The following is a 23,995-nucleotide window of genomic DNA, read 5'->3' on the forward strand; positions in this document are numbered from 1 at the left end:
GTGTCGAGTCCGGGGACATCTGGGACACCTGATGTCTTGGGACATGTGAGACACGGCTGCTGACCGCCTCGTGGGGCACCAGGTGCGCTATGGCTGGTGTCATGGCGAGATCGGCGGCTCGGATGAAGATGCTCGATGCGGCGTTGCATGCAGCTGTGGTTGAGGGCGCGGACGTGTTCGGTGGGAACTTCGAAAGCTGGCTCAAACAGGTCGGGGTGCCGCGCTCGACGGCGTACCGGCACAAGGCCCGGATCCAGGCGCAGGGGTCGTGGAAAGAACGGTCCCGGGCGCCGCGCACTAGCCCGGGCCGGACCCCGCAGCCAGTGATCGATCACGCCCTGCGGTTGCGAGCCGAGCTGGGGCCCGACAACGGCGCGGACACCATCCGGTACCACCTGCAGCTGTTGTCCGCCGAGCAGGACTGGACTGCGCGGGGATGGGTGGTGCCGGCTCGGTCCACGATCCACCACCACCTTCGCCAAGCCGGGCTGGTCACCCCGGCCCCACGCAAACGCCCCAAGTACTCCTACCGCCGGTTCAGTTACGCCCGCCCACGGGACTGCTACCAGATCGATGGCACCACCCTGGTCGACCTGCCGTTCGGGACGGCCGTGGTGATCGAGGTGCTGGACGACTGCACCCGGCTGCTGGTGGCCACCCACGCCGCCTACGCGGAAACCGCAGCGGCAGCGATCGCCGCGATCCGGGCCGCGTTCCAAGACTTCGGGGTGCCCGCGATCGTGTTGTCCGACAACGGCACAGCGTTCACCTCCCGACTCACCACCGGCGGCACCTCACAGTTCACCCGCGTCGTCACCGGGGCAGGTGCCCGGCTGATCCACTCCAGCCCCTACCACCCGCAAACCTGCGGCAAGGTCGAACGCCACCACCGCACCTTCAAGGACTGGCTCGCCACCCAACCAGCCCCGACCAACCTGGGGCAGTTGCAAACCCTCTGCGCGACCTACCAAAGCTGGTACAACACCACCCGCTGGCACAGCGCCTGGAACAAGCCCCCACAGCAAACCTGGAACCAGGCACCCGACCACGGCGGCCCCGAGCACCTGCCYGTCCAACATGACGCCGACGTCTCGGTCCGCACCGTCCAAGCCAACGGCTCCCTGTACATCGGCTACTACAGCCTCAGCGTCGGCTCCCACCGCGCCCGCCAACGCCTCACCGTCCTGACCGACGGCGACACCAACGTAAACATCTACGCTCCAGACGGAACCCTGCTCGGCCACCACCGACTCGACCCCACCAAGCGATACCAAGGCCGCCTGCGAGAAGCCGCCTAAAATGTCCCACATCTACCCGGACATCCGTGTCCCGTCGACCCATCAAAGACTCGGGGTGGGCAGTCGGCTCAGGCGCGGCGTGCGGTGGTCGCGCGCGGGCGGCCGGTCAGGTCGTCGTGGTCGACCACCTCGGTCCACTCGCCGGTCCGGCGCAGGGCACCCGGCAGCGTGACGCCCTGGCTGTCGGCGTGCTCCATGACCAGCAGCCCGCCGGGACGCAGCAGCAGCGCCGCGCGCCCTGCCACCGCCAGCGGGATGGCCAGGCCGTCCTCGCTGCCGCCGTAGAGCGCCAGCTCGGGGTCGTGGTCGCGCACCTCGGGGTCGAGCGGCACCATGCCAAGCGGGATGTACGGCGGGTTGGACACGACCACGTCGACGGTTCCCTCGAGCTCCGGGAAGGCCTCGGCAGCGTCGCCGTGTCGCAGGTCCACCGCGAGCCCGGTGTCGGCGACGTTGCGCTCGGCCCAGGCGTGCGCCTCGCGACCCAGCTCCACGGCATACACCGACGCGGCGGGCACCTCGTCGGCGACCGCGAGGGCGATCGCGCCCGAACCGGTGCACAGGTCCACCACCAGCGGCGCCTCCAGTGCGAGCGCAGCGTCGATGGCCAGCCCGGCGACGAACTCGGTCTCGGGGCGCGGCACGAAGACGCCGGGGCCGACACTGAGCTCGATCCGGCGGAATCCCGCCCGCCCGGTCAGGTGTTGCAGGGGCACCCGGGCGGCGCGTTCGGCCACGAGCCCTGGGTATGCCGCAGGCGCCGCGGCCCCCAGCACCATCGCCTTGTGGACGTCCCCGACGGAGACCTTGAGCAGGTGCGCGGCGAGCGCCACGGCGTCGGCCTCGGGTGAGGGCACGCCGGCCTCGGCCAGGCGACGGGTGGCCTCCCGCACCGCTTCGCGCAGGTCGCCGGCGGCGTCGTCGGTCACTGACCGGCGCCCTCGGCGACGGCCGCCATCTGCGCGGCCTCGTCGGCGTCGACGGCGGACTGGACGACTGCCTCGAGATCACCGTCGAGCACGGTGTCGAGGTTGTAGGACTTGAAGCCCGTGCGGTGGTCGGACAGCCGGTTCTCCGGGAAGTTGTAGGTGCGGATCCGCTCGGAGCGGTCCACGGTGCGGATCTGGCTGCGGCGCGCCGCGCTCGCCTCGGCGTCTGCGGCCTCCTTGGCCACCGCGTGCAGCCGGGCCCGGAGGACGCGCATCGCCGACTCCTTGTTCTGGAGCTGGCTCTTCTCGTTCTGGCAGGACACCACGACACCGGTCGGCAGGTGGGTGATCCGCACCGCCGAGTCGGTCGTGTTGACCGACTGGCCACCGGGCCCGGACGAGCGGTAGACGTCGATCTTGAGGTCGTTGGCGTCGATGGTGACCTCGACCTCCTCCGCCTCGGGCATGACGAGGACCCCGGCCGCGGACGTGTGGATCCGCCCCTGGCTCTCGGTGACGGGCACCCGCTGGACGCGGTGCACGCCGCCTTCGTACTTCAGCCTCGCCCAGGGGCCCTCCCCCAGCGCCGGCGTGCCCTTGGCCTTTACGGCCACCTGGACGTCCTTGTAGCCACCCAGGTCGGACTCGGTCGCGTCGATGATCTCGGTCTTCCACCCGCGGCGCTCGGCGAACCGCAGGTACATCCGCAGCAGGTCGCCGGCGAACAGGGCCGACTCCTCGCCACCCTCACCGGCCTTGACCTCGAGGATCACGTCGCGGTCGTCGTCGGGGTCGCGCGGGATGAGCAGCCGGCGCAAGGTGTCCTCGGTCTGGGCGAGGCGGGCCTCGAGGCTGGGTACCTCCGCGGCGAAGCCCTCGTCCTCCTTGGCGAGCTCGCGGGCAGCCGCCAGGTCGTCGGTCGCCGCGTGCCACGCGTGGTAGGCCGCGACGGTCGGTGCCAGCGCGGCATACCTCTTGTTGAGCTTGCGGACGAGGTTCTGGTCCCCGAAGACCTCGGGGTCCGCCAGCTGCTTCTCGAGGTCGGCGTGCTCGTGGACGAGCGCTGCTGCGGACTCCAACATGGGGGCTCCTGAGGTCGTGCGGGTGGTGGTGCAGGGACTGCGTCGCGCGGGAAAGGGGGTGCACGGGGAAGGATGTGGTCGCGCCGGGGGCCGGCAGGCAAGCCTCCGAGGCGAGGGGAAAGCAATGCGCCGGCCCCGACCACGAGGGGTCAGGACCGGCGCATCGGGAAAGCTACTTGCTCTCGGCAGCGGCCTTCTTGCCGTAGCGGGCCTCGAACCGGGCCACGCGGCCACCGGTGTCGAGGATCTTCTGCTTGCCGGTGTAGAACGGGTGGCACTGCGAGCACACCTCGGCGCGGATCACGCCGGAGGTCGCGGTGCTGCGAGTCGTGAACGTGGAACCACAGGTGCAGCTCACCGTGGTCTCGACGTACTCGGGGTGGATGTCCTTCTGCACAACGTGCTCCTTGAGTCAATGTGGCCGGGTCGGCTGGGCGGGCTGCCCTGGAGGTCTCCATGCCGTGAACCGGTCAGCGGTCAAGTGTGCCAGAGAGCGGCGCACATCTCCTAAACGGTGCTCAGGGCCGCGTCATTCCCGGTGGGTAGAACCACCCGGATGACGGTCCCCTTGCCCTCGACCGAGTTGATCTGCAGCTCGCCGCCGTGGCCTTCGACGATGGCCCGCACGATGGCCAGCCCGAGCCCGGTGCCCGGGATCGCGGCGGCCGTGGCGTTCGAGGCGCGGAAGAACCGGCCGAACAGCTGGGGCAGGTCCTGCTCGGGGATGCCGATGCCCGTGTCGGCCACTGTGACGACGACGCGACCGTCGGTCTCCGTGGCGCCGATCGTGGCCTGCCCGCCGGATGGGGTGAACTTGACCGCGTTGGAGCCGAGGTTGATGAGGCTGCGCTCCAGCTGGCCGCGGTCCACCCGGATCAGGAGCTGGGGGTCGATCGGTTCGACGACCAGGGTGACGCCGGCCGCTTCGGCCACGGGGCGCAGCAGGTCGGCGACGTCCTCCACGAGCCCCTCGACGGCGACGTCCTCGGTCGAGGACTGCAACCCGGTCGCCTCGATCTTGTTGAGGACGAGGAGGTCCTCGATGAGGCCGCGCAGCCGGTTGGCGTTGCGTCCGATGATGTCGAGGGCCCCGAGCTGCGCTGTGGAGAGGTCGCCGTAGTCGCCGTCCTCGAGCAGCTCGAGATAGCCGTTGATCGAGGTCAGCGGCGTGCGCAGCTCGTGCGACACGGTGGCCATGAAGTCGGTCTTCTGCCGGTCGAGTGCGGTGAGCTGGTCCACCTGGGCCTCTCGCATCTCCCGCAACCGCAGGTCCACGATCGACTGCGCGACGTACCCGGCGCACTGCTGGACAGCCTGGATCTCGTAGCGCCGCCACCGTCGCGGCGTGTCCACGGTCATCAGCGACAACACCCCCAGGCCCTGCTCGCCGATTCCCACGGGGACCATGAGGAGCGACGTGGCACCGGTGGCGCGGTAGAAGCGCTCGGCCCGGTCCTGGGTCTGGACCTCGGCGTGGAGGAAGTCGGACAGGACGAACACGGTCGCCTGACGACGCAGCTCGTCTCCGACCTCCTTGACCTCGTCGGCCAGGGATGATGGCAGCGGCCCGAGATCGGGCAGGTCGTCGCGGTGCCACTGGGTCCGCTGGTCGATCGCCCCTGAGTCGTCGTGGGTGTAGAGCATGATCCGGTCGACCGACAAGCCCTCACCGAGCATCGCGCACACGGTGTGCAGGGCGGTGTCGAGATCTGGTGCCCCGTGCACGACGCGGGCGACGTCGAGAGCCAGCTGGTGCGCGAGCAGGACGACCGACTGCTGCTCCTGGAGCACCTGGTTGGAGCGGGTCAGGCCGTTGAAGTCGGCAGCCAGCCCGCGCACCTCGGCAGCGCCGGTGTCGGTGTCGGCCAGGGCGTCGCGGTCACCGTCGCGCTGCCGCTCGACGACCGATCGCAACCGCTCCAGCGGACCACTGACCGATTGCTGCAACAGCCGCCATCCACCGAGCACGATGGCCATGGACAGCACCATCGTGCCGGCTGCGATCGCCACAATGCGCTGGACGGAGTCCCGCGCCCCCTCTCGCGCCGCGTCCCGCTCGAGTCGGATCGCCTCGGACAGACCCCGGTTGCTGTCGCGGAAGAGCCGGAACTGATCCATCGCATCGGCCTCGAGGACGCTGCGCCCCGACGGGGGGAGGTTCGCGCCGACCTCGGCTGCCTGCGCCGCCCTGAACCACGCGTCGACGGCGGCGCGCTGGGTCTGCAGCAAGGCGGCATACCGCGTGCGGTTCTCGACGGGTAGCCACCGTGACCTCAGGGTGCGCTCGATGGTGGCGAGGTCCCCTGAGACCAGGTCGCGCTTGAGGCGGTAGGCCGGCTGGGCGGAGCCGCCCATCAGCTCGCTCCACCCGGCGTTGGCTTCGGTCATCTCGATGAGGACGGCGTTGTTGGCGTCGAAGGCGGGGCCGTAGGACAGCGTCAGCGACTGGAGGTCACGACTCTGGCTCGTGATGTTCACCAGGGACGCGACTGCGACGATGGGGAACAACAGGACCAGGGAGAGCCCGAGGACCTTGAGCTGACCGGATACCGATCGGCTCGCGAACGGGGTCACTCGCCCGCCTCGCCGAATCCGGCGCGGGTCATCACGCCCCACACCTGCTTCTTGCGGCGCAAGCTCGCCCACCAGCCCTCGAGCCGCCACCACACGGTGAGCTGGCGGTATCCGATGTTCTCCAGCACCGACGCGATCAAGGTGAGCCCGAGGTCGCGCCACCGCTCGTGACGGTGGAACGACCACTCCTCGGCGGCCATGGCCGACAACGTCACCAGGATCGCCAGACCGTAGGCCAGCGCGAGGAAGAGCAGGGCGTAGGGGATGTCGACCACACCGAGGAGGAGCGCGAGCGGCACGATGATGATGCCGAAGAACTCCAGCAGCGGGGCGAAGAGCTCGAAGATCCAGTAGTAGGGCAGCGCGATCATGCCGACCTTGCCGTACCGGGGCCGCAGCACCATGCCGCGGTAGGCCCACAGCGTCTCCCACAGCCCGCGGTGCCAGCGTCGCCGTTGGTTGCGCAGCACAGCGACGGTCGAGGGGACCTCGGTCCACAGGACCGGCTCAGGGACGAATCCCACGCGGTAGTCCCGCTGCTCGTCGTGCAGCTTGCGATGGATGCGCAGAACCAGCTCGAAGTCCTCTCCGATGCTGTCGGCGTCGAGCCCACCGACCTCGACGACGACGTCACGGCGGAACAGGCCGAAGGCGCCGCTGATCAGGATCAGGGCCCCGAACCGCGACCACCCGGTCCGGCCGAGCAGGAACGCGCGGAGGTACTCGACGACCTGGATGCGGGCCAGCCAGGGCTTCGGCATCTGGACCTTGACGATGCGCCCCGACACCACCCGACTGCCGTTGACCGGCCGGATGGCACCCCCGGCTGCCACCATGCGGATCGGGTCGTCGGCGAAGGGCTGGGTCACCCGGAGCAGGGCGTCGGGCTCGAGGATGGAGTCGGCATCCACCATCGCGACGAGTGGCTCGGTGGCGGCGTTGAGGGCGACGTTGATCGCCTCGGACCGACCGGAGTTCTCCTTGCGCACGACGACGAGCCGGGTCCGGCCGTCGCGGGGCACGTGCACGTCGATGATCCGGGCCCGGATCGGGACGTCCTGCGGGATCTCGCGCGGGATCGGCACGAGGTCGAACGCCGCGCGCAGTCGCTCGAAGGTCGCGTCGGAACTGCCGTCGTCGACGACGACCACCTCGTGCCGGGGATAGCGCAGCGAGAGCAGCGCCTGCACCGAGGTCACGATGCCCATCTCCTCGTTGTGGGCGGGCACCAGGAGTGAGACACCCGGCGTCAGCGCACCCCCGAAGGTCTCGACCACGGCCTCGCGACGGCGGTGCTGCGCCCGGAAGTCGATGCTGGCCAGGACGATGAGCAGGAGGTAGGAGAGGTTGATGACCGCGAAGTAGACCAGGATCGGCACCGAGCTGAAGTCCATCAGCCAGACCACTACGGCCCGGAGCCCCTCGACGAAGCCGTCCCAGCTCACGCCGCGCTCCCCTTCAGCCGGGCCAGGGTCAGGGCCGTCTCGACCGACGCGTTGGTCGGAGCCGAGTCGAGGACGGTGCGCCCGGCCGGACCCAGCTGCAGGAGGGAGGTGGCGGCGATCTCGGCCAACCGCGGATCCGGGTCGCCCAGCAGCTCGCCGAGACCGTCCACGGCCGACGTCTCGCCGAGCTCACCCAGGGCGGAGGCACAGGCCCGACGCAGTGACCGTGGCCGGTCTGCGGCCGTCTGGCGCAGGAGCGCGGCCACGTCCTCGGCCCGGCCCATCCGTCCGAGGGCGACCGCCGCCGCCTCACGCACGGTGTGGTCGTCGTCGCCGGCCAGGGCGACCCGAAGCGCCACCAGGGACCGCGAGAAGCTGCCCTCACCGCTGAGGTATGCCGCGACGGTGCGAGTGGTGGGGTTGCTCGCCGACAGCGCGTCGCGCAGCGACCCGGCGATGCCGACCCCCATTCCCTCGAGGGCGTCGGCAGCGGGCCCGGCCGGGACGACCCGATCTGCCCCGACCGCCGCGAGCAGGGCCGCCGACGCCGACGGCTCGCCGAGCCGGCCGAGGGCCCGGGTCGCGGCAACGCGCACCTCGGGCGCCGGGTCGCCGAGGGCCTCGACGAGCAGCGGCAGTGCGGCCCCCACGTTGCACAGGCCCAGGATGTGCGCGGCGCGCGCCCGACGCAGGGTGCTGCGGTCGCGCAGGTCGTGGGGTGCGCGGTCGACCGCACCGTGGACGAGGAGCACGGACGCCAGCTCCTCGGCCGGGAACCCCCTCACCTTGCCCAGGAGCTCGAGGACCACGTCGTCGACGGCCKCGCGGGCGGGGCCGTCGACCTCCATCAGCGCGTCACGATGGCTCCCGTCGTCGTCCTCGCCCGAGGCGACGGCGAGCAGGTGTGCGCGGTGCGGTGCGACGAGCCCTGCGGTTCGTCGCTCCCGACGGGTGCGCGACACCTTGGTGAGCACGATGAGCAGCACCAGGGCGAGACAGGCCAGCAGGACCAGAGCTGAGGAGGCCCACAGCAGGTCGCGCGGGGTCACCGGACGCGCGCCAGGATCCCGTTGACCCGGTGCAGCAGCTCTCGTGGACTGAACGGCTTGATGACGTAGTCGTCGGCCCCGACGGCGAAGCCGGTGTCGACGTCGCTGTCTCGGGACTTCGCGCTGAGCAGCAGGACCGGCACCGTGGCGGCGCCGCTGTCCCGGATCTTGCGCAGGACATCGATACCCGACAGCCCTGGCATCATCACGTCGAGGATGACCAGCGCGGGCGCCTGCGCCTGGAACGCCTCCCAGGCGCTCAGTCCGTCTGGAACGGCCTGCACGACATATCCGGCTTGGGTGAGTTTGAACTCGACGAGATCGCGAATATCCGGGTCGTCGTCAGCGACGAGCACTCGGATTGCCTCTGCCGCGGTCACTGCCATTCCCTTCGGTCGTCGTCCAGTTGGTGGTTCGGGTACCCATGCTAATCCGTGGGACACGCAACTGGGGTCCGACACCACGTGGTGGCGGACCCCAGTCGAGTTTGTCGTGCCACGGCACGCCCGGATGCGATCAGTCCTTGTCGCCCTCGTCCAGGCGGATCGAGGAGTTCTGCTGGACCTGCATGAGGAACTCGATGTTGCTCTTGGTCTTCTTGATCCGGTCGATCAGGAGCTCGATGCCCTGCTGCTGGTCGAGCGCGGCGAGGACCCTCCGGAGCTTCCACATGATCTTGAGCTCGTCGCCCGACAGGAGGATCTCTTCCTTGCGGGTGCCCGAGTTGTTGATGTCGACCGCCGGGAAGATCCGGCGGTTGGCCAGGCCACGGTCGAGCTTGAGCTCCATGTTCCCGGTGCCCTTGAACTCCTCGAAGATGACCTCGTCCATGCGGGACCCGGTCTCGACGAGGGCCGTCGCGAGGATGGTGAGCGAGCCGCCGTTCTCGATGTTGCGCGCGGCGCCGAAGAACTTCTTCGGCGGGTAGAGCGCCGCGGAGTCGACACCACCGGAAAGGATGCGCCCGCTCGCCGGGGCGGCCAGGTTGTAGGCGCGACCCAGCTTGGTGATCGAGTCGAGCAGCACGACCACGTCGTGGCCCATCTCGACGAGACGCTTCGCCCGCTCGATCGCGAGCTCGGCGACCGTCGTGTGGTCCTCGGCCGGCCGGTCGAAGGTCGAGGAGATGACCTCGCCCTTGACCGCGCGCTGCATGTCGGTGACTTCCTCAGGACGCTCGTCCACGAGCACGACCATCAGGTGGCACTCGGGGTTGTTGGTCGTGATGGCGTTGGCGATGGCCTGCATGACCATCGTCTTGCCGGCCTTGGCCGGGGCGACGATGAGACCACGCTGGCCCTTGCCGATGGGCGCGACGAGGTCGATCACGCGGGTGGTGAGGATGCCGGGCTCGGTCTCGAGGCGCAGGCGCTGTTGCGGGTAGAGCGGCGTGAGCTTGCCGAACTCGACGCGCTTGCGGGCATCGTCGGGGGTCATCCCGTTGACCGTGTCGAGGCGCACGAGCGCGTTGAACTTCTGACGCTGGTTCTGCTGGGAGTCATCACGCTGGGCCTTCACGGCACCGGTGACCGCGTCACCCTTGCGCATGCCGTTCTTCTTGACCATGCCGAGCGGAACGTAGACGTCGCCGGGCCCCGGCAGGTAGCCGGACGTCCGGACGAACGCGTAGTTGTCCAGCACGTCGAGGATGCCCGCCACGGGGACGAGGACGTCGTCCTCCTCGACCATCGGCTCGTTCTCGTAGTCGCTGCCGTAGTCGCCGCGCTGACCGCGCTTGTCACGGTTGCGGTTCCGGTTCCGGTTGCGGCGACGTCCGCCGCGACCGTCGCCGTCGTCGTCGTAACCCTGCTGGTCCTGCTGGCCCTGCTGCTGGCCCTGGTTGCGCTGGCCGCCCTGCTGCCCCTGGCCGGCCGCCCCGCCCTGCTGGCGGCCACCCCGGTCGTCGCGGTCGTCGCGGCCGCCCCGGTCGTCCCGGTTGTCTCGGTTGTCCCGGTTGTCCCGGTCGTCGCGGGTCTGTCGGTCCGCCTGCTGACGCTCGCGTCGGTCGCCCTGGAAACGGTCGTCGCGGGTGTCGCGGCCCTGGCCGGCGTCACGGTTCTGGTCACGGTTCTGGTCGCGGCCCACCTGGTCGCGGTCCGGTCCGCGGTCCTGCTGGTCGCGGTCCTGCTCGTCGCCGTCGCGAAGGCCTTCACGGTTCTGACGCTGGGCCTGCAGGCGCGCGGCCCGGTCGGCCCGGTTGCGGCTCGGACGCTCGCCCTGCGGACGCTCACCCTGGGCGCGGTCGCCGCGGTCGGCGGACTCGGCGTCCCCGACGCTGTCTCGGCCCTGGTCGGCGCGGTCGGCACGCTCGGCACGCTCGGCACGGTCGGCACGGTCGGCACGGTCGGCGCGGTCGCCACGCTCGGGGCGCTCGGCGCCGTCAACCTGCTCGCTGCCGCTGCGGGGGGCGCGCTCGGCGCCGGCCTGCTGTTCGGTGGTGGGCGTCTCGGCTCGGGCCGGACGCTCCTGCTGCGGGGCGGTCCGGCGGGCCGGCGCTCCTGCTCCGGACTGGCGGTCCTTGATGGCGGTGACCAGGTCACCCTTGCGCATCTTGGCGGTGCCGGTGATGCCCATGCTGGCGGCCAGGCCCTGGAGCTCGGCAACCTTCATGGTGCTCAGTGCGCCGGAGCGGCGCGGCTTCTCGTCCTGCGAACCCGCAGAGTCGAGAGTGGTGGTGTCTGTCACGAAGGATCCTTCCCCCTCGTTCGCGGTCCGGCGTTCAGATCCCGGACCGGTGCTTGGGTCAGAAGTGCTGACCGATGGAGCCACATGCAGCACAGGGAGGCGTGGCAGCACGAAGGCCGCCGACATGTGGTGGGTGCATTTCGCTGCTGGATGCGCAAGAGGAGGCATCGGCTGCGAGTGCGCACCCAATGTAACACCGTTGGTGCGCGCGTCAGTCCCGACTGCCCAGAATGTCCCCTCCGCGTCGCAGGGGCCTGACCTGCGCACCTGTCGCTGGGATGCCGGGGTCGAGGACCCGCCACGCGTCGCCTGCCTCCCCGGCGATGGCGGACACCTGGTCGTCGGTCGTGAGGACCAGCACCGAAGGGCCCGCCCCGGAGATCACGGCGGCATGACCACGGCCCCTGAGCGCGTCGACGACGGACATCGAGGCAGGGAAGGAGTCCCTGCGCGCCTCCTGGTGCAGCCACTCGCGGGTGGCCGCCAGCAGGTATGCCGGGTGGCTGGTCAGCGCCTGCACGAGCAGCGCCGCGCGGGCCGAGTTCAGGGCGGCCTCACCGTGCCGGATGTGGGTCGGCAGGACCGACCGTGCCTTGGCGGTGGACAGCTGGGCCGCGGGCACGAGTACCACCGCACGCACGTCGCGATGGGGCTGGAGGCGCAGGGTCTGCGTGCCACCCTCGGGCGAGTCGGCCCAGGACAGCGTGAGGCCTCCGTAGACCGACGCCGACGAGTTGTCCGGATGGCCCTCGAGACGGGCTGCGAGGTCGTTGGTGAAGGTGAGGTCGGGCGGATCGGTGACCCCGCGGCATACGTCGTGGAGTGCTTGTGCGGCAACGATTCCGGTCACGATCGCGGTGGCCGAAGACCCCAGTCCGCGGCCGTGCGGCACCTCGTTGCGGCACTGCAGGTGCAGTCCCGCGGCAGGCTCGGTCTCGAGCTCCTCCCACGCCCGCACCATGGCGCGGACGACCAGGTGGCTGGCATCGCGGGGCACCTCGGCGGCGCCCTCCCCCTCGACGTCGATCCGCACCCCGGGCTGGTCGGTCACGGTCGCGACACAGGTGTCCCAGAGCCCGAGGGCGAGCCCGACCGAGTCGAAGCCCGGCCCCAGGTTGGCGCTGCTGGCCGGCACCCGCACCTGCACGGAGCTGCCGGCGAGGAGCTCGCCCATCAGTCCTGCAACCCCAGGGCCTGCGCCGCCGTGAACGCGTCCACCGGCACCCTCGTCGGCGTGACGTCGGAGCCGTCGGCGTTCCGGAGCGCCCACTGCGGGTCCTTCAGCCCGTGCCCGGTGACCGTGCAGACGATCGTGGCACCGGCTGGGACGTGTCCTGCCTCGGCGGCCTGGAGCAGCCCGGCGACCGACGCCGCCGAGCCGGGCTCGACGAAGATCCCTTCGCGGGCCGAGAGGATGCGATGGGCGGCGAGGATCTGCTCGTCGGTGACGGACTCGATCCGACCGCCGGACTCGTCGCGGGCGGCCTCCGCCTGCTTCCACGACGCCGGGTTGCCGATGCGGATCGCCGTGGCGATGGTGTCCGGGTCGTCGACGGGATGTCCCAGGACGATGGGTGCGGCACCGGCCGCCTGGAAACCCCACATCTGCGGGAGCCTGGTTGCGGGGCCGGGCTGCTCGCTGCCGCGGTGGTACTCGCGATAGCCCTTCCAGTAGGCCGTGATGTTGCCGGCGTTGCCGACCGGGAGGCAGTGGATGTCGGGGGCGTCACCGAGCGCGTCGACGACCTCGAAGGCGGCGGTCTTCTGACCCTCGATCCGCGCCGGGTTGACCGAGTTGACGAGCTCGACGGGATAGGACTCGGCGAGCTTGCGGGCCAGCGTGAGGCAGTCGTCGAAGTTGCCGTCCACCTGGAGCAGGGTCGCGCCGTGCGCGATCGCCTGGCTGAGCTTGCCCATGGCGATCTTGCCGTCGGGGACGAGCACCGCACAGGTCATGCCCGCCTTGGTGGCGTAGGCCGCGGCACTGGCGCTCGTGTTGCCCGTCGACGCGCAGATCACGGCCTTGGCGCCGTTCTTGGCGGCCACCGAGATCGCGGCCGTCATGCCGCGGTCCTTGAAGGACGCCGTCGGGTTGAGTCCCTCGTACTTCACGAAGACCTGCGCCGCGGTGAGCTCGGACAGGTGCTCCGCTGGGATCAGCGGGGTGCCGCCCTCCTGGAGGGTCACCACGGGTGCGCCCTGGAGCATCGGCAGCCGGTCGGCATACTCGCGGATCACCCCGCGCCACAGGCTCGCCATCAGTCGCCCTCCACCCGCATGACCGACACGACCTCGGTGACCGTGTCGAGCCCGGCGAGGGCCTGGACGGTTGCCGCGAGCGCGGCGTCAGGGGCGATGTGCGTCACGACGATCAGGTTGGCGCGGGACTCGGCGCCCTCGCCGTCGGGACCTTCCGGGTCGGCGGCGATGAGGTGCTGGCGGACCGTCTCGATCGACACCCCGTGCTCGGCGAACGACGTCGCGACCTGCGCGAGGACACCCGGGCGGTCGGCCACGTCGAGGCTGATGTGGTACCTCGTGAGGGCCTGGCCCATGTCGAGCACAGGCAGGTCGGCGTAGGCCGACTCCCCCGGGCCACGACCGCCGCCGACGCGGTGCCGGGCTACGGCCACAACGTCACCGAGGACGGCGCTGGCGGTGGGGTCACCACCGGCGCCCCTGCCGTAGAACATCAGCTGACCGGCTGCGTCGGCTTCCACGAAGACCGCGTTGAAGGCGTCTCGCACACCGCCAAGGGGATGTGAGCGAGGGATCATGGCCGGGTGCACCCGGACGCTGACGCCGGGTGCGAGGGTGCCGTCTTCACCGATGACCTCGGTGCGCTCGCAGATCGCGAGAAGCTTGACGACACAGTCCATTTCGCGTGCCGCCTGGATGTCCGCCGAGGACACCTCGGTGATGCCCTCGCGGTAGACCTGGTCGCTGGAGACGCGCGTGTGGAAGGCCAGCGAGGCGAGGATGGCGGCCTTGGCGGCGGCGTCGAAACCCTCGACGTCGGCGGTCGGGTCGGCTTCGGCGTAGCCCAGGGCCTGTGCCTGTTCGACGGCCTCGGCAAACCCCATGCCGGTCGAGTCCATCTTGTCGAGGACGTAGTTGGTGGTGCCGTTGACGATGCCGAGCACCTTGCGGACGTCGTCGCCGGCGAGCGACTCGCGGATCGGCCGCAGGATCGGGATGGCCCCGGCGACCGCGGCCTCGTAGTAGAGGTCGACGCCGTGCTCTGCCGCGGCGGCATACAAGGCGGGACCGGCCTCCGCCAGCAGCGCCTTGTTGGCCGACACCACGGAGGCACCGTGCTTCATGGCCAGCTCGATGAGAGTCCTGGCCGGCTCGATGCCACCGATCACCTCGATGACGATGTCGGCCTTGGTGATGATCGACTCGGCGTCGGTCGTGAACAGGGCGGGATCGACGGGCAGGTCGGACCGGTCCTTGCCCGACCGGCGCACGGCGATGCCGATCAGCTCGAGGGGCCGGCCGACGCGGGCCGCGAGGTCGTCGGAGTGCTGGGTGAGCATCCGGGCCACGGACGAGCCGACGACGCCACACCCGAGGAGCGCCACCCTCAGGGGCCGCTCGGCGGTTGCCTGCTGGCTCTCACTCACGCTGACTTCCTTCACTGCGTGCTCCTTGCGCCCTGATGGGCCTTCTGCCGGCCCCGGCCATGGTGCCCGGACCCCGGCCATCGTGCCGGTGTCCACGGTGTGGACGCTCATTGTTCCGTCATCCGGACGAACTGTCGCTGCTGCGTCCATCGGCGGCAATCCTTCGTCAGCCGACGTCCAGGGCCAGCAGATCCTCCACCGTCTCGCGGCGGAGGAGGACCCGGGCCCGGCCGTCCCTGACGGCGATCACGGGAGGGCGCGGCGTGTGGTTGTACTGGCTGGCCATCGAGCGGCAGTAGGCGCCGGTGCCGGGGACGGCGATCAGGTCGCCCGCGGTGATGTCGTCAGGGAGGTATTCGTCCATGACGACGATGTCACCGCTCTCGCAGTGCTTGCCGACCACACGGGCGAGCCGCGGCGGGGCTTCCGAGCGACGGCTGGCGAGGGTGCAGGAGTAGTCGGCGTCATAGAGGGCAGTCCGGATGTTGTCGCTCATCCCGCCGTCGACCGAGACGTACGTGCGGGCCAGGCCCTCGGCGACGTCGACGTCCTTGACGGTGCCGACCTCGTAGAGCGTGAACGTGCTCGGCCCCACAATGGCGCGTCCCGGCTCGATCGAGATCCTGGGTGTCGGGGTGTCGGGACTCCCGTCGCCGACCGCCTTGAGCTCGCGCCGGACCAGGTCGGCCATCTGCTCGCCGAGCTCGCGCGGTGAGAGCGGGGTGTGCTCGGTCGTGTAGGCGATGCCGTAGCCGCCCCCGAGGTCCAGCTCGGGCAGGTGGATGCCGTGCAGTCGCGCCACCTCGGCGTGCAGCCCGATCAGGCGGCGGGCTGACACCTCGAAGCCCGCGGTATCGAAGATCTGGCTGCCGATGTGGGAGTGCAGCCCCAGGAGCTCGAGCCGGTCGCCGTGGGCCAGGATGCGGCTGACCGCCTCGGCGGCCTTGCCACCGGCCAGGGAGAAGCCGAACTTCTGGTCCTCGTGGGCAGTGGCGATGAACTCGTGCGTGTGCGCCTCGACGCCGACCGTGACACGCACCATGACCGGCGCGCGGACGCCGAGCTCTGCGGCGACCTCGGCGATGCGGTCGATCTCCTCGAACGAGTCGACGACGATCCTCCCCACGCCGTAGTCCAGGGCCTGACGGATCTCGGCCACGGACTTGTTGTTGCCGTGCAAGCCGATCCGCGCTGCGGGGAAGCCCGCCCGTTGCGCCACCGCCAGCTCACCACCCGAGCAGACGTCGAGGCACAGGCCCTCGTCGGCCACCCACCGCGCCACCTCGGTGCACAGGAACGCCTTGCCGGCGTAGAAGACGTCGACTCCGCCGAGCTCGACGAACGGTGCCGCGAACTCGTCGCGGAAGGCCCGCGCGCGGGCGCGGAAGTCCTCCTCGTCGACGACGTATGCAGCGGTGCCGAACTCGCGCGCGATGCTCACCACATCGAGTCCCCCGACGGTCAGGCGTCCCTGCGCGTCACGACCGATCGTCTGCGGCCACAGCTGCGGCAGCAGCTCCATGACGTCAGTGGGCCAGGGCAACCAGTGCGGTGGTCCGCCGTACCCCTCGGCGTGGAGGGCTCCGGCCTCGTGAGCGCGCATGGGCTACATCCTGTCGGGTGCGGAGACCCCTAGAAGATCCAGTCCGTTGGCCAAGACCTGGCGCGTGGCGTCGTTGAGCCACAGCCGGGTGCGGTGGAGGTCGGTGATCTCCTCGTCCGCGGTCATCGGGCGCACGCGGCACGTGTCGTACCACTTGTGGAAGTGACCGGCGAGGTCCTCGAGGTAGCGGGCTACCCGGTGCGGCTCACGCAGGTGGGCGGCATGGGCCACCACCCGCGGGAAGTCGCCGAGGATCGCGAGCAGGGCGGACTCGGTCGGGTCGGTCAGCAGGGCCGGGTCGAACCCGTCCTGCCGCAGCACACCGTCCTCGTTGGCGAGCCGCGCGACGTTGGAGGTCCTGGCGTGGGCGTACTGGACGTAGAACACGGGGTTGTCGTTGGTCTGCTTGCGCAGCTCCTCGCCCTCGAGCGACAGCGGGCTGTCGGCGGGGTAGCGGGCCAGGGAGTAGCGGATCGAGTCGGTGCCGATCCAGTTGATCAGGTCGCGCAGCTCGATGATGTTGCCGGCCCGCTTGGACAGCTTGGCGCCGCCGAGGTTGACCAGCTGGCCGATCTGGACCTCGATGTTGTGCTCTTTGTCGTCCCCCGCGCACGCGGCGATCGCCTTGAGCCGGTTGATGTAGCCGTGGTGGTCGGCGCCCAGCAGGTAGATCTTCTCGTCGAAGCCGCGGTCCTTCTTGCTCAGGTAGTAGGCGGCGTCCGCGGCGAAGTAGGTCGGCTCGCCATTGGCGCGCACGAGCACCCGGTCCTTGTCGTCGCCGAAGTCCGTGGTCCGCAGCCAGATGGCACCGTCCTGGTCGAAGACGTGGCCTTGCTCGCGCAGGCGGTCCACTGCCCGATCGACCGCACCCGAGTCGTGCAGCTCGGCCTCGGAGAACCACACGTCGAACGTGACGCCGAAGTCGGTCAGGGTGTCCTTGATGTCCTGCAGCTGGGCCGGGTAGGCCACCGCCCGGGTCGCCGCCAGCGCCTCGGCCTCGGGCAGCTCGAGCAGGTCGGGCCGGGCTGCGAGCACCGTGGCGGCGAGGTCGTCGACGTAGGCGCCGGGGTAGCCACCCTCAGGGGTCGGCTCCCCCTTGGCCCGCGCCAGCACCGACGCGGCGAACTTGTCCATCTGCGCGCCCGCGTCGTTGATGTAGTACTCGGCCTTGACGTCGGCCCCGGAGGCCAGCAGCAGCCGGTGCATCGAGTCACCCAGTGCCGCCCAGCGGGTGTGACCGAGGTGCAGCGGCCCCGTGGGATTCGCCGAGATGTACTCGAGGTTGATGACGTGGCCGGACTCGGAGTCGTTGCGGCCGTACGCCTGACCGGCCTCGACGATCGACCGGGCGAGCTCGCCGGCCGACGAGGCGTCGAGGGTGATGTTGAGGAAGCCGGGGCCGGCGATGTCGACAGCCTTCACGCCGGACACCCGGCCGAGGCGCTCGGCGAGTGGGATGGCCACGTCTCGCGGCGGCATACCCGCGCCCTTGGCGAGCTGGAGCGCGACGTTGGTGGACCAGTCCCCGTGGTCTCGGTTGCGCGGTCGCTCCACGCGAACCTCCGCGGGCACGTCCACGCGGAGGTCGCCGGCGGCGACGGCTTCGACCAGGGCGGTGCGGATGGCTGCGGAGAGCTCTTCGGGAGTCACCCGGGCAAGTCTAGGGCGCGGGCTGGTGCGCCCTTCCCTCGGCCATGAAGCCGCCGACGAGCGTGATGAGGTAGTCCGGGTCGAAGGGTTTGGACACGAACGCGTCGAGGCCTGACCCCTCCGCCTGGACCCGGTCGTGCTGCTGGACCGAGGCCGTCACCATGATCACCGGGACCGCGGCGAGGCGAGGGTCGGCGCGGATCTGGGAGATCGCCCACCAGCCGTCGCGGGGGCTCATCTGCGCGTCGAGGGTGATGACGCCGGGCACGTCGGTGCGCGCGCGCAGCGATTCGAGCAGCTCTCCCCCGTCGGCGGCCTCGTGGACGTCGTAGCCCTCGAGCTCGAGGTTGACCCTGATGAGGCGCCTGATCTGCTCGGTGTCGTCGCACACGTACACCAGTCCCCCTGGTTCCATGGTGGACACCCTAGGCTGCTAACCTCGGCGAGCGCCTCCCTAGCGGGGGCGCAGTGTCCGCCCCCGTAGCTCAGGGGATAGAGCACCGCCCTCCGGAGGCGGTGGCGCAGGTTCGAATCCTGCCGGGGGCACCAATTGGCCAGGCGCGCAGCGCTTGGCCTTTTTGGTGCCCCCCATCGGTCGTCGAGAGGGTGGCAGATCGACTCTTTCGCCGGCGGAGGCAGCGGAATGCCACCCTCTCGAGGGTGCCTGTGGATGAGCAGGCAGATGTATGCCGCGGATCGGCCACGCTTGCCGCCATGCCTCGCCGCCCTGGCCGCCTTCCGGAACCGTTGAGGTCCGGCGCCTTCACGACGTCGACGGCACGTGAGGCCGGCGTGAAGGAAGGCCGGCTGCGCGGAACGGACCTCCTTCGACCTCTCCACGGAGTGCGAGAACTGGCCACACTCGTCGCTGAGCAGGCTGACGATCCCTCGTCACCCACCATGCGGGCCGCTCTGACCGCCGCGCGCGCCGCCTCGCTCGTCCTGCCTCGCGACGCGGTCTTCTCGCACTGCACGGCTGCGCTCATCCACGACCTCCCACTGCCGCGAAGCCACGAACATGCCCACCCCCTGCACGTCATGCGCGCCTCCATACGAAACCCGATCGACCGCCCGCAGGTCAGGCCCCACCGCGGCCTGGAGCACAGGTGGGTCGCGACGGTTTCCGGCGTCCGGGTGGTGGCTGGCGCCGACGTCTGGGTCGACCTGGGCGCCCTCCTCGGGGTCGAGGATCTGGTCGTGATCGGCGACCAGATCGCTGGTCGCGCGGAGTCAGTCGAGCTGCTGCATCGTGCGGTGGCCCTCCGGGGAAGCGTCCGCGGCGTGCGCGCCCTGCGCGAGGCACTTCGGTGGATCCGGGTTGGCTCGGCGTCGGCGATGGAGACCCGGTCACGGCTGCTGTTCGTCCGCCACGGGCTGCCCGAGCCCGAGCTCAACGTCGAGGTCATGGCCGAGGACGGTTCAGGGTTCGTCTGCCGCAGTGACTTCGTCTGGCGCGACCAGAAGGTCATCGGCGAATACCAAGGCAGCGATACCTCGACGTCGAGCGGGTGGCAGATCGACCTCATCCTGCGTGGAAGGGTCGATTTGGCACCATGTCGGCGTGCGCCAGCGCCGGGAGGCGTATTTGACCTCTGGACCTCGGCTCAGCGCTGGGAGGCGTCGGTGACCTCGCCGACCAGTTCCTCGATGACGTCCTCGAGGAAGACCACGCCGATGTCACGGCCTTCGGGGTCGACCACCCGGGCGAGGTGGGCTCCGGTGCGCTGCATCGTACGGAGCACCTCCTCGACCTCGTCGGCCGCCTGCACCGTTGCGAGCTTGCGGACCCGCTTCACCGGAACGGCGATGTCGCGTTCGGTGTCGTCGGCGTAGAGCACGTCCTTGAGGTGGAGGTAGCCAGTGAGCTCGCCTGCCCGGTTCAGGAGCGGATAGCGCGAGAAGCCCCGCTTCGCGACGAGCCGTTCGACGTCGTCAGGGGTTGCGGTCAGCGGCAGCGTCACCAGGTCGTCCAGCGCCACGGCCACATCCACCGCGTCCTTGTCGCTGAACTCCAGGGCCGCGCCGACCAGCCCGTGCTGGCCCTCCTTGATCAGTCCCTCGTGCCTGCTCTCGGCCAGGATGTGCTCGACCTCCTCGACCGTGAACGCCGACGTGATCTCGTCCTTGGGCTCCACCCCGAACAGTCGCACCAGCGACTTCGCGATGGCCTCCATGACCCAGATGATCGGACGCAGCGCCTTCGTGATCAGCAGCAGTACGGGCACCAGGATGAGCGCCGAGCGCTCGGGTCCGGCGAGCGCGAGGTTCTTGGGGATCATCTCGCCGACGACGACGTGCAGGTAGACCACGACCAGCAGGGCCAGCGCGAGCGCCACGCCGTCGGTCACCCCGTCAGGCAGTCCCAGGTGGTGGACGACGGGTTCGAGGGCATGGTGGAGGGCGGACTCGGAGATGGCGCCCAGGAGCACCGAGCAGACCGTGATGCCGAGCTGCGCGCAGGCAAGCAGCGAGCCCATCTGCTCGAGGGCATCCAGGCAGACCTGTGCCCGACGCGACCCGCGGGCCGCGAGCGGTTCGAGGGTGGAGCGCCGCGCGGACATCGCGGCGAACTCGGCGCCCACGAAGAAGGCGTTCAGCAGGAGCAGCAGGATGGTGACCCAGACGGCGCCGGTGCTCACGGCGCCACCTCGCCCCGGCCGTGAGGACGGCCGTCGGCGGCGGCACTGCCCTCGAGACCGCTTTGGGCGGTGCCCTCGGCCGTGCCGTCGGCCGTGCCCTCGGAAGTGCCCTCGGAAGTGCCCTCGACATCGCCCTCGGTGATCGCCAGCGGGACGAACCGCAGCCGGTCTGCCCGCATGCCGTCCATCGCGAGGACCGTGATCTCCCAGCCGGGGATCCTGACGGTGTCACCGACGGTGGGGATCCGGCCGAGGTCGGCCATGACGAAGCCCCCGGTCGTCTCGTAGGCAGGTCCATCCGGGACCACCGCACCCAGGCGTTCGCGCACCTCGTCGGGTCGCCACAGGCCGGGCACCGTCCACGACCCGTCGGTGAACTCGCGCCCGGTCGTGCGGAAGACGTCGTGCTCGTCGGACACCTCGCCGACGATCTCCTCGACGACGTCCTCCAACGTCACGATGCCGGCCGTGCCGCCGTACTCGTCGACGACGATCGCCAGCTGGAGGCCGTGCTCGCGCAGCATCAGCAGCAACGGGTCGAGCCGGATCGTCTCCGGCACGAGCAGCGGCGGCACCATCAGCGCCGACACCGGCACGTCGTCGCGCCGCTCGTGCGGCACGGCGATCGCGCGCTTGACGTGCACGACGCCATCGATGTCGTCCCAGTCCTCGCCGGTGACGGGGAAGCGCGAGTGACCCGTGCGCCGGGCCAGCCGCACGACGTCCTCGGCGGTGGCGGTGCGTTCGATCGACGACGCCCTCGCCCTCGGACTCATCACATCGGCGGCCGTCTGCTCACCGAAGTCCAACGACTTGGTGACGAGCCGCGCCGTGCCCGCATCGAGCGTTCCCGCCTGGGCGGAGCGGCGCACCAGCGACGCCAGCTCCTGGGGCGTGCGGGCACCGGACAGCTCCTCGCGAGGCGTGATGCCCAGGGCGCGCAGGAACAGGTTGGCCGAGCCGTTGAGCACATAGATCAAGGGGCGGGCCACCAGCGCGAAACCGCGAACCGGCATCGCCACGATCTTCGCCGTCGCCAGTGGCGCGGAGATGCCGAGGAACTGCGGCAGCAGCTCGCCGAAGACCATCGAGAACAGCGTGGCGATGACCAGCGCGATTCCAGCGGCCACCGACGCGCGGGTGGAGCCACTCAGCCCCAGGGCCTGCAACGGGGTCTCGAGCAGCACCCCGAGGGAGGGTGTCGCGAGGAATCCGAGGATCAGCGTCGTCAGGGTGATGCCGACCTGTGCCGCCGAGAGCTGGGTCGAGAGCCTGCGCAACGAGCCGAGGACGACCTCGGCGCGCACGTCCCCCTCGTCCACCGCCTTCTGCACGGTCGGCCGGTCGAGGGCCACCAGGGAGAACTCCGTGGCCACGAAGATGGCTGTGCCGATCGTCAAACCCACGCCGGTCAGGACCAGCAACCATTCGGTCATAGTCCGGACATCCTAAGGCGGCAACCCGGTTGACCCTCCCCCCACGTCAGTTGGCAGGATGAGCGCATGGCACTCAACTCGGGGGAACGATGACCACAGACACAGCGACCAGGCCGGGCGAGGGGACCCGCATCGAGGTGCGCGACCTGACCAAGCGGTTCGGCACGTTCACCGCCGTCGACAACCTGTCCTTCACCGTCGAGCCGGGCCGCATCACCGGCTTCCTCGGGCCCAACGGCKCCGGCAAGACSACSACGMTSCGGATGCTGCTCGGCCTCGTCAAGCCGTCGAGCGGCGCGGCGACGATCGGCGGCATCGACTACCACGACATCACCCAGCCGATGGCGGTCGTCGGCTCGGCCCTGGAGGCGACCAACTTCCACCCGGGTCGCACCGGACGCGACCACCTGCGGGTGCTGGCCGACACCGCGGGGGTGGGAGCCCAGAAGGTCGACGAGATGCTCGAGCTCGTCGGCATCCCCGCCGCGGCACGCAAGCGGGCCGGCGGCTACTCCATGGGCATGCGCCAGCGGCTCGGCCTCGCGGCCGCGATGCTCGGCGACCCCCAGGTGCTCATCCTCGACGAGCCGGCCAACGGCCTCGACCCCGAGGGCATCCGCTGGCTGCGGGGGTTCCTGCGCCACCTGTCCGCCCAGGGCAAGACGGTGCTCATCTCCAGCCACATGCTGCAGGAGGTCGAGCAGACGGTCGACGACGTCGTCATCATCAACAACGGCAAGCTGGTCAAGCAGGGCGCGATGTCCGACCTGCACGGCGAGGCCCACGCGATCGTGCGCACCACCGACCTCGACGCGCTCGCGGGAGCCCTGCGGGTTGCCGACGTGACCAGCGAGGTCAAGGACGGCGCCCTGCTCGCCGAGACCCACGACCTGCGCCTCATCGGCGACGTGGCACTGCGCGCCGGGCTCCCCGTCTACGAGCTCCGCCAGGCCACTACCGACCTCGAGGCACTGTTCTTCGAGCTCACCGAGGGCACCAACCGCAACCTCGGCGACGGCGCGTCGCTCGTTCAGGACGCAGCGACCGAGCGAGATGCCATCACCGGACAGGAAGGGGCGAACGGATGACCGCCGCGATCCGCGCCGAGTTCCGCAAGTTCTTCACCACCCGGATGTGGTGGGGAATGGCCATCGCCATCTTCCTCGCCGGCATCGCGCTGGCCGTGGCGTTCGGCTTCATCTACACCCTGAAGCCCGATCCCAACGACCCCAACCCAGCGCCGACGGGGACCCCGCTGCAGATCGCGAACAGCGTCTACACCGCCGGACTGGGTGTCGGGTACCTGCTCACGCTGACGATCGGCGTGATGCAGATCGGGTCCGAGTACCGCCACAAGACCATCACCAGCACGTTCCTGGGCACGCCCAAGCGCGTCCGGGTCATGGGGGCCAAGGTCATCGCCCTGCTGGGCATCGGGGCGATCTACGCGCTCATCTCGCTCGCCGGCTCCGTCCTGGCAGGTGCGATCGTGCTCAACGCCCGTGGCTACGCGCCGTTCCCCGAGACGGCCGTGTTCCGCACCCTGGCCCTGAGCCTGCTCGTTCTCGGTCTCTGGGCACTGGTCGGGCTCGGTGCGGGCATCCTCATCCCCAACCAGGTCGCAGCCCTGCTCATCTCGGTGGGCGTGGCCTGGATCGTGGAGCCGCTGGCCGGTTTCGGCCTCACCTTCTGGACGTGGGGGCGCGAGCACATCGTCCCCTACCTGCCCAGCCAGGCCACCAGCGCGATGGTGAGCGGGGTGAGCCAGAACACCGACCGCCCAGTGCACCTCCTCGCCTGGTGGGGTGGTGCCCTCGTGCTCGCCGCGTATGCCGCGGCGATGGCCGGCTTCGGTTCGTGGCGGACGGTGCGCAGCGACATCAGCTAGACGAGCGCCCAGGTATGSCGCGGGGGCCGGTTCCCACCACGGGAGCCGGCCCCGCGGCATACCAGCAACTGGTCGCTGCGGGGTCGATCGA

At 70.3% G+C, this 23,995-nt stretch carries 19 protein-coding genes and 1 tRNA gene; 4 read left to right on the plus strand and 16 right to left on the minus strand.

Features of this window, described 5'->3' with window-relative positions:
* Positions 1–323 precede the first annotated feature (323 nt).
* Positions 324–1,298 (plus strand): DDE-type integrase/transposase/recombinase, encoded by a 975-nt coding sequence (locus AC1DYG_RS05430; RefSeq protein WP_477638875.1) that lies wholly within the window; start codon positions 324–326, stop codon positions 1,296–1,298.
* Between the two features lie 68 nt (positions 1,299–1,366).
* Here AC1DYG_RS05430 and prmC read toward each other — a convergent pair whose 3' ends face one another.
* From prmC to AC1DYG_RS05500, 14 genes are all read right to left on the minus strand, one after another.
* The gene (gene prmC / locus AC1DYG_RS05435; protein ID WP_477638876.1) at positions 1,367–2,227 is read right to left on the minus strand and encodes a peptide chain release factor N(5)-glutamine methyltransferase; all 861 of its coding nucleotides are present in this window, start codon (positions 2,225–2,227) and stop codon (positions 1,367–1,369) included.
* Positions 2,224–3,309 (minus strand): peptide chain release factor 1, encoded by a 1,086-nt coding sequence (gene prfA, locus AC1DYG_RS05440; RefSeq protein ID WP_477638877.1) that lies wholly within the window; start codon positions 3,307–3,309, stop codon positions 2,224–2,226. The genes prmC and prfA overlap by 4 nt, the downstream gene beginning before the upstream one ends.
* Positions 3,310–3,481: 172 nt before the next feature.
* On the minus strand, positions 3,482–3,706 hold the full coding sequence (gene rpmE / locus AC1DYG_RS05445) for a 50S ribosomal protein L31 (RefSeq protein WP_056922415.1): 225 nt from the start codon (positions 3,704–3,706) through the stop codon (positions 3,482–3,484).
* A 110-nt stretch (positions 3,707–3,816) separates the two neighbouring features.
* Positions 3,817–5,883 (minus strand): sensor histidine kinase, encoded by a 2,067-nt coding sequence (locus AC1DYG_RS05450; protein ID WP_477638878.1) that lies wholly within the window; start codon positions 5,881–5,883, stop codon positions 3,817–3,819.
* Positions 5,880–7,328 (minus strand): glycosyltransferase family 2 protein, encoded by a 1,449-nt coding sequence (locus AC1DYG_RS05455; RefSeq protein ID WP_477638879.1) that lies wholly within the window; start codon positions 7,326–7,328, stop codon positions 5,880–5,882. The genes AC1DYG_RS05450 and AC1DYG_RS05455 overlap by 4 nt, the downstream gene beginning before the upstream one ends.
* Complete coding sequence (locus tag AC1DYG_RS05460; RefSeq protein WP_477638880.1) at positions 7,325–8,377, minus strand: HEAT repeat domain-containing protein; 1,053 nt, start codon at positions 8,375–8,377, stop codon at positions 7,325–7,327. The genes AC1DYG_RS05455 and AC1DYG_RS05460 overlap by 4 nt, the downstream gene beginning before the upstream one ends.
* The gene (locus AC1DYG_RS05465) at positions 8,374–8,757 is read right to left on the minus strand and encodes a response regulator transcription factor (RefSeq protein ID WP_477638881.1); all 384 of its coding nucleotides are present in this window, start codon (positions 8,755–8,757) and stop codon (positions 8,374–8,376) included. The genes AC1DYG_RS05460 and AC1DYG_RS05465 overlap by 4 nt, the downstream gene beginning before the upstream one ends.
* A 136-nt stretch (positions 8,758–8,893) precedes the next feature.
* Positions 8,894–11,062, minus strand: coding sequence for a transcription termination factor Rho (gene rho / locus AC1DYG_RS05470; protein ID WP_477638882.1), 2,169 nt, complete (start codon positions 11,060–11,062; stop codon positions 8,894–8,896).
* Positions 11,063–11,273: 211 nt separating this feature from the next.
* The gene (gene thrB / locus AC1DYG_RS05475) at positions 11,274–12,236 is read right to left on the minus strand and encodes a homoserine kinase (protein WP_477638883.1); all 963 of its coding nucleotides are present in this window, start codon (positions 12,234–12,236) and stop codon (positions 11,274–11,276) included.
* A complete protein-coding gene (thrC, locus tag AC1DYG_RS05480; RefSeq protein ID WP_477638884.1) occupies positions 12,236–13,321 on the minus strand; it encodes a threonine synthase in 1,086 nt (361 codons plus the stop codon). Before thrC ends, thrB begins: the two co-directional genes overlap by 1 nt.
* The gene (locus AC1DYG_RS05485) at positions 13,321–14,688 is read right to left on the minus strand and encodes a homoserine dehydrogenase (RefSeq protein WP_477638885.1); all 1,368 of its coding nucleotides are present in this window, start codon (positions 14,686–14,688) and stop codon (positions 13,321–13,323) included. Before AC1DYG_RS05485 ends, thrC begins: the two co-directional genes overlap by 1 nt.
* Before the next feature lie 166 nt (positions 14,689–14,854).
* Complete coding sequence (gene lysA / locus AC1DYG_RS05490) at positions 14,855–16,291, minus strand: diaminopimelate decarboxylase (protein WP_477638886.1); 1,437 nt, start codon at positions 16,289–16,291, stop codon at positions 14,855–14,857.
* A gap of 3 nt (positions 16,292–16,294) precedes the next feature.
* Positions 16,295–17,941 carry an arginine--tRNA ligase gene (gene argS / locus AC1DYG_RS05495; protein ID WP_477638887.1) on the minus strand — a complete coding sequence of 549 codons (1,647 nt, stop codon included), beginning with the start codon at positions 17,939–17,941 and terminating at the stop codon, positions 16,295–16,297.
* A 10-nt stretch (positions 17,942–17,951) separates the two neighbouring features.
* Positions 17,952–18,356 carry a response regulator gene (locus tag AC1DYG_RS05500; RefSeq protein WP_477638888.1) on the minus strand — a complete coding sequence of 135 codons (405 nt, stop codon included), beginning with the start codon at positions 18,354–18,356 and terminating at the stop codon, positions 17,952–17,954.
* A 59-nt stretch (positions 18,357–18,415) separates the two neighbouring features.
* Here AC1DYG_RS05500 and AC1DYG_RS05505 point away from each other — a divergent pair.
* Positions 18,416–18,490 (plus strand) — tRNA-Arg (locus AC1DYG_RS05505).
* A gap of 1,055 nt (positions 18,491–19,545) precedes the next feature.
* On the opposite strand, the gene AC1DYG_RS05510 is transcribed toward AC1DYG_RS05505, so the two are convergent.
* Positions 19,546–20,580 carry a hemolysin family protein gene (locus AC1DYG_RS05510; RefSeq protein ID WP_477638889.1) on the minus strand — a complete coding sequence of 345 codons (1,035 nt, stop codon included), beginning with the start codon at positions 20,578–20,580 and terminating at the stop codon, positions 19,546–19,548.
* Positions 20,577–22,016, minus strand: coding sequence for a hemolysin family protein (locus tag AC1DYG_RS05515; protein ID WP_477638890.1), 1,440 nt, complete (start codon positions 22,014–22,016; stop codon positions 20,577–20,579). The genes AC1DYG_RS05510 and AC1DYG_RS05515 overlap by 4 nt, the downstream gene beginning before the upstream one ends.
* Before the next feature lie 89 nt (positions 22,017–22,105).
* Here AC1DYG_RS05515 and AC1DYG_RS05520 point away from each other — a divergent pair, with 89 nt between their 5' ends.
* Both AC1DYG_RS05520 and AC1DYG_RS05525 read left to right on the plus strand, forming a co-directional pair.
* Positions 22,106–23,104 (plus strand): ABC transporter ATP-binding protein, encoded by a 999-nt coding sequence (locus tag AC1DYG_RS05520; RefSeq protein ID WP_477638891.1) that lies wholly within the window; start codon positions 22,106–22,108, stop codon positions 23,102–23,104.
* Positions 23,101–23,904: an ABC transporter permease gene (locus tag AC1DYG_RS05525; RefSeq protein ID WP_477638892.1), complete on the plus strand. Its 804-nt coding sequence runs from the start codon at positions 23,101–23,103 to the stop codon at positions 23,902–23,904. The genes AC1DYG_RS05520 and AC1DYG_RS05525 overlap by 4 nt, the downstream gene beginning before the upstream one ends.
* Positions 23,905–23,995 lie beyond the last annotated feature (91 nt).

The organism is Pedococcus sp. P1_H8 (genome assembly GCF_056405175.1).

What these genes read in the sequence shown, in the direction of transcription:
- thrB (WP_477638883.1), bottom strand. Translation starts at nt 12,236, where the DNA reads ATGGGCGAGCTCCTCGCCGGCAGCTCCGTGCAGGTGCGGGTGCCGGCC.
- prfA (WP_477638877.1), bottom strand. Translation starts at nt 3,309, where the DNA reads ATGTTGGAGTCCGCAGCAGCGCTCGTCCACGAGCACGCCGACCTCGAG.
- AC1DYG_RS05515 (WP_477638890.1), bottom strand. Translation starts at nt 22,016, where the DNA reads ATGACCGAATGGTTGCTGGTCCTGACCGGCGTGGGTTTGACGATCGGC.
- AC1DYG_RS05500 (WP_477638888.1), bottom strand. Translation starts at nt 18,356, where the DNA reads ATGGAACCAGGGGGACTGGTGTACGTGTGCGACGACACCGAGCAGATC.
- AC1DYG_RS05525 (WP_477638892.1), top strand. Translation starts at nt 23,101, where the DNA reads ATGACCGCCGCGATCCGCGCCGAGTTCCGCAAGTTCTTCACCACCCGG.
- thrC (WP_477638884.1), bottom strand. Translation starts at nt 13,321, where the DNA reads ATGGCGAGCCTGTGGCGCGGGGTGATCCGCGAGTATGCCGACCGGCTG.
- lysA (WP_477638886.1), bottom strand. Translation starts at nt 16,291, where the DNA reads ATGCGCGCTCACGAGGCCGGAGCCCTCCACGCCGAGGGGTACGGCGGA.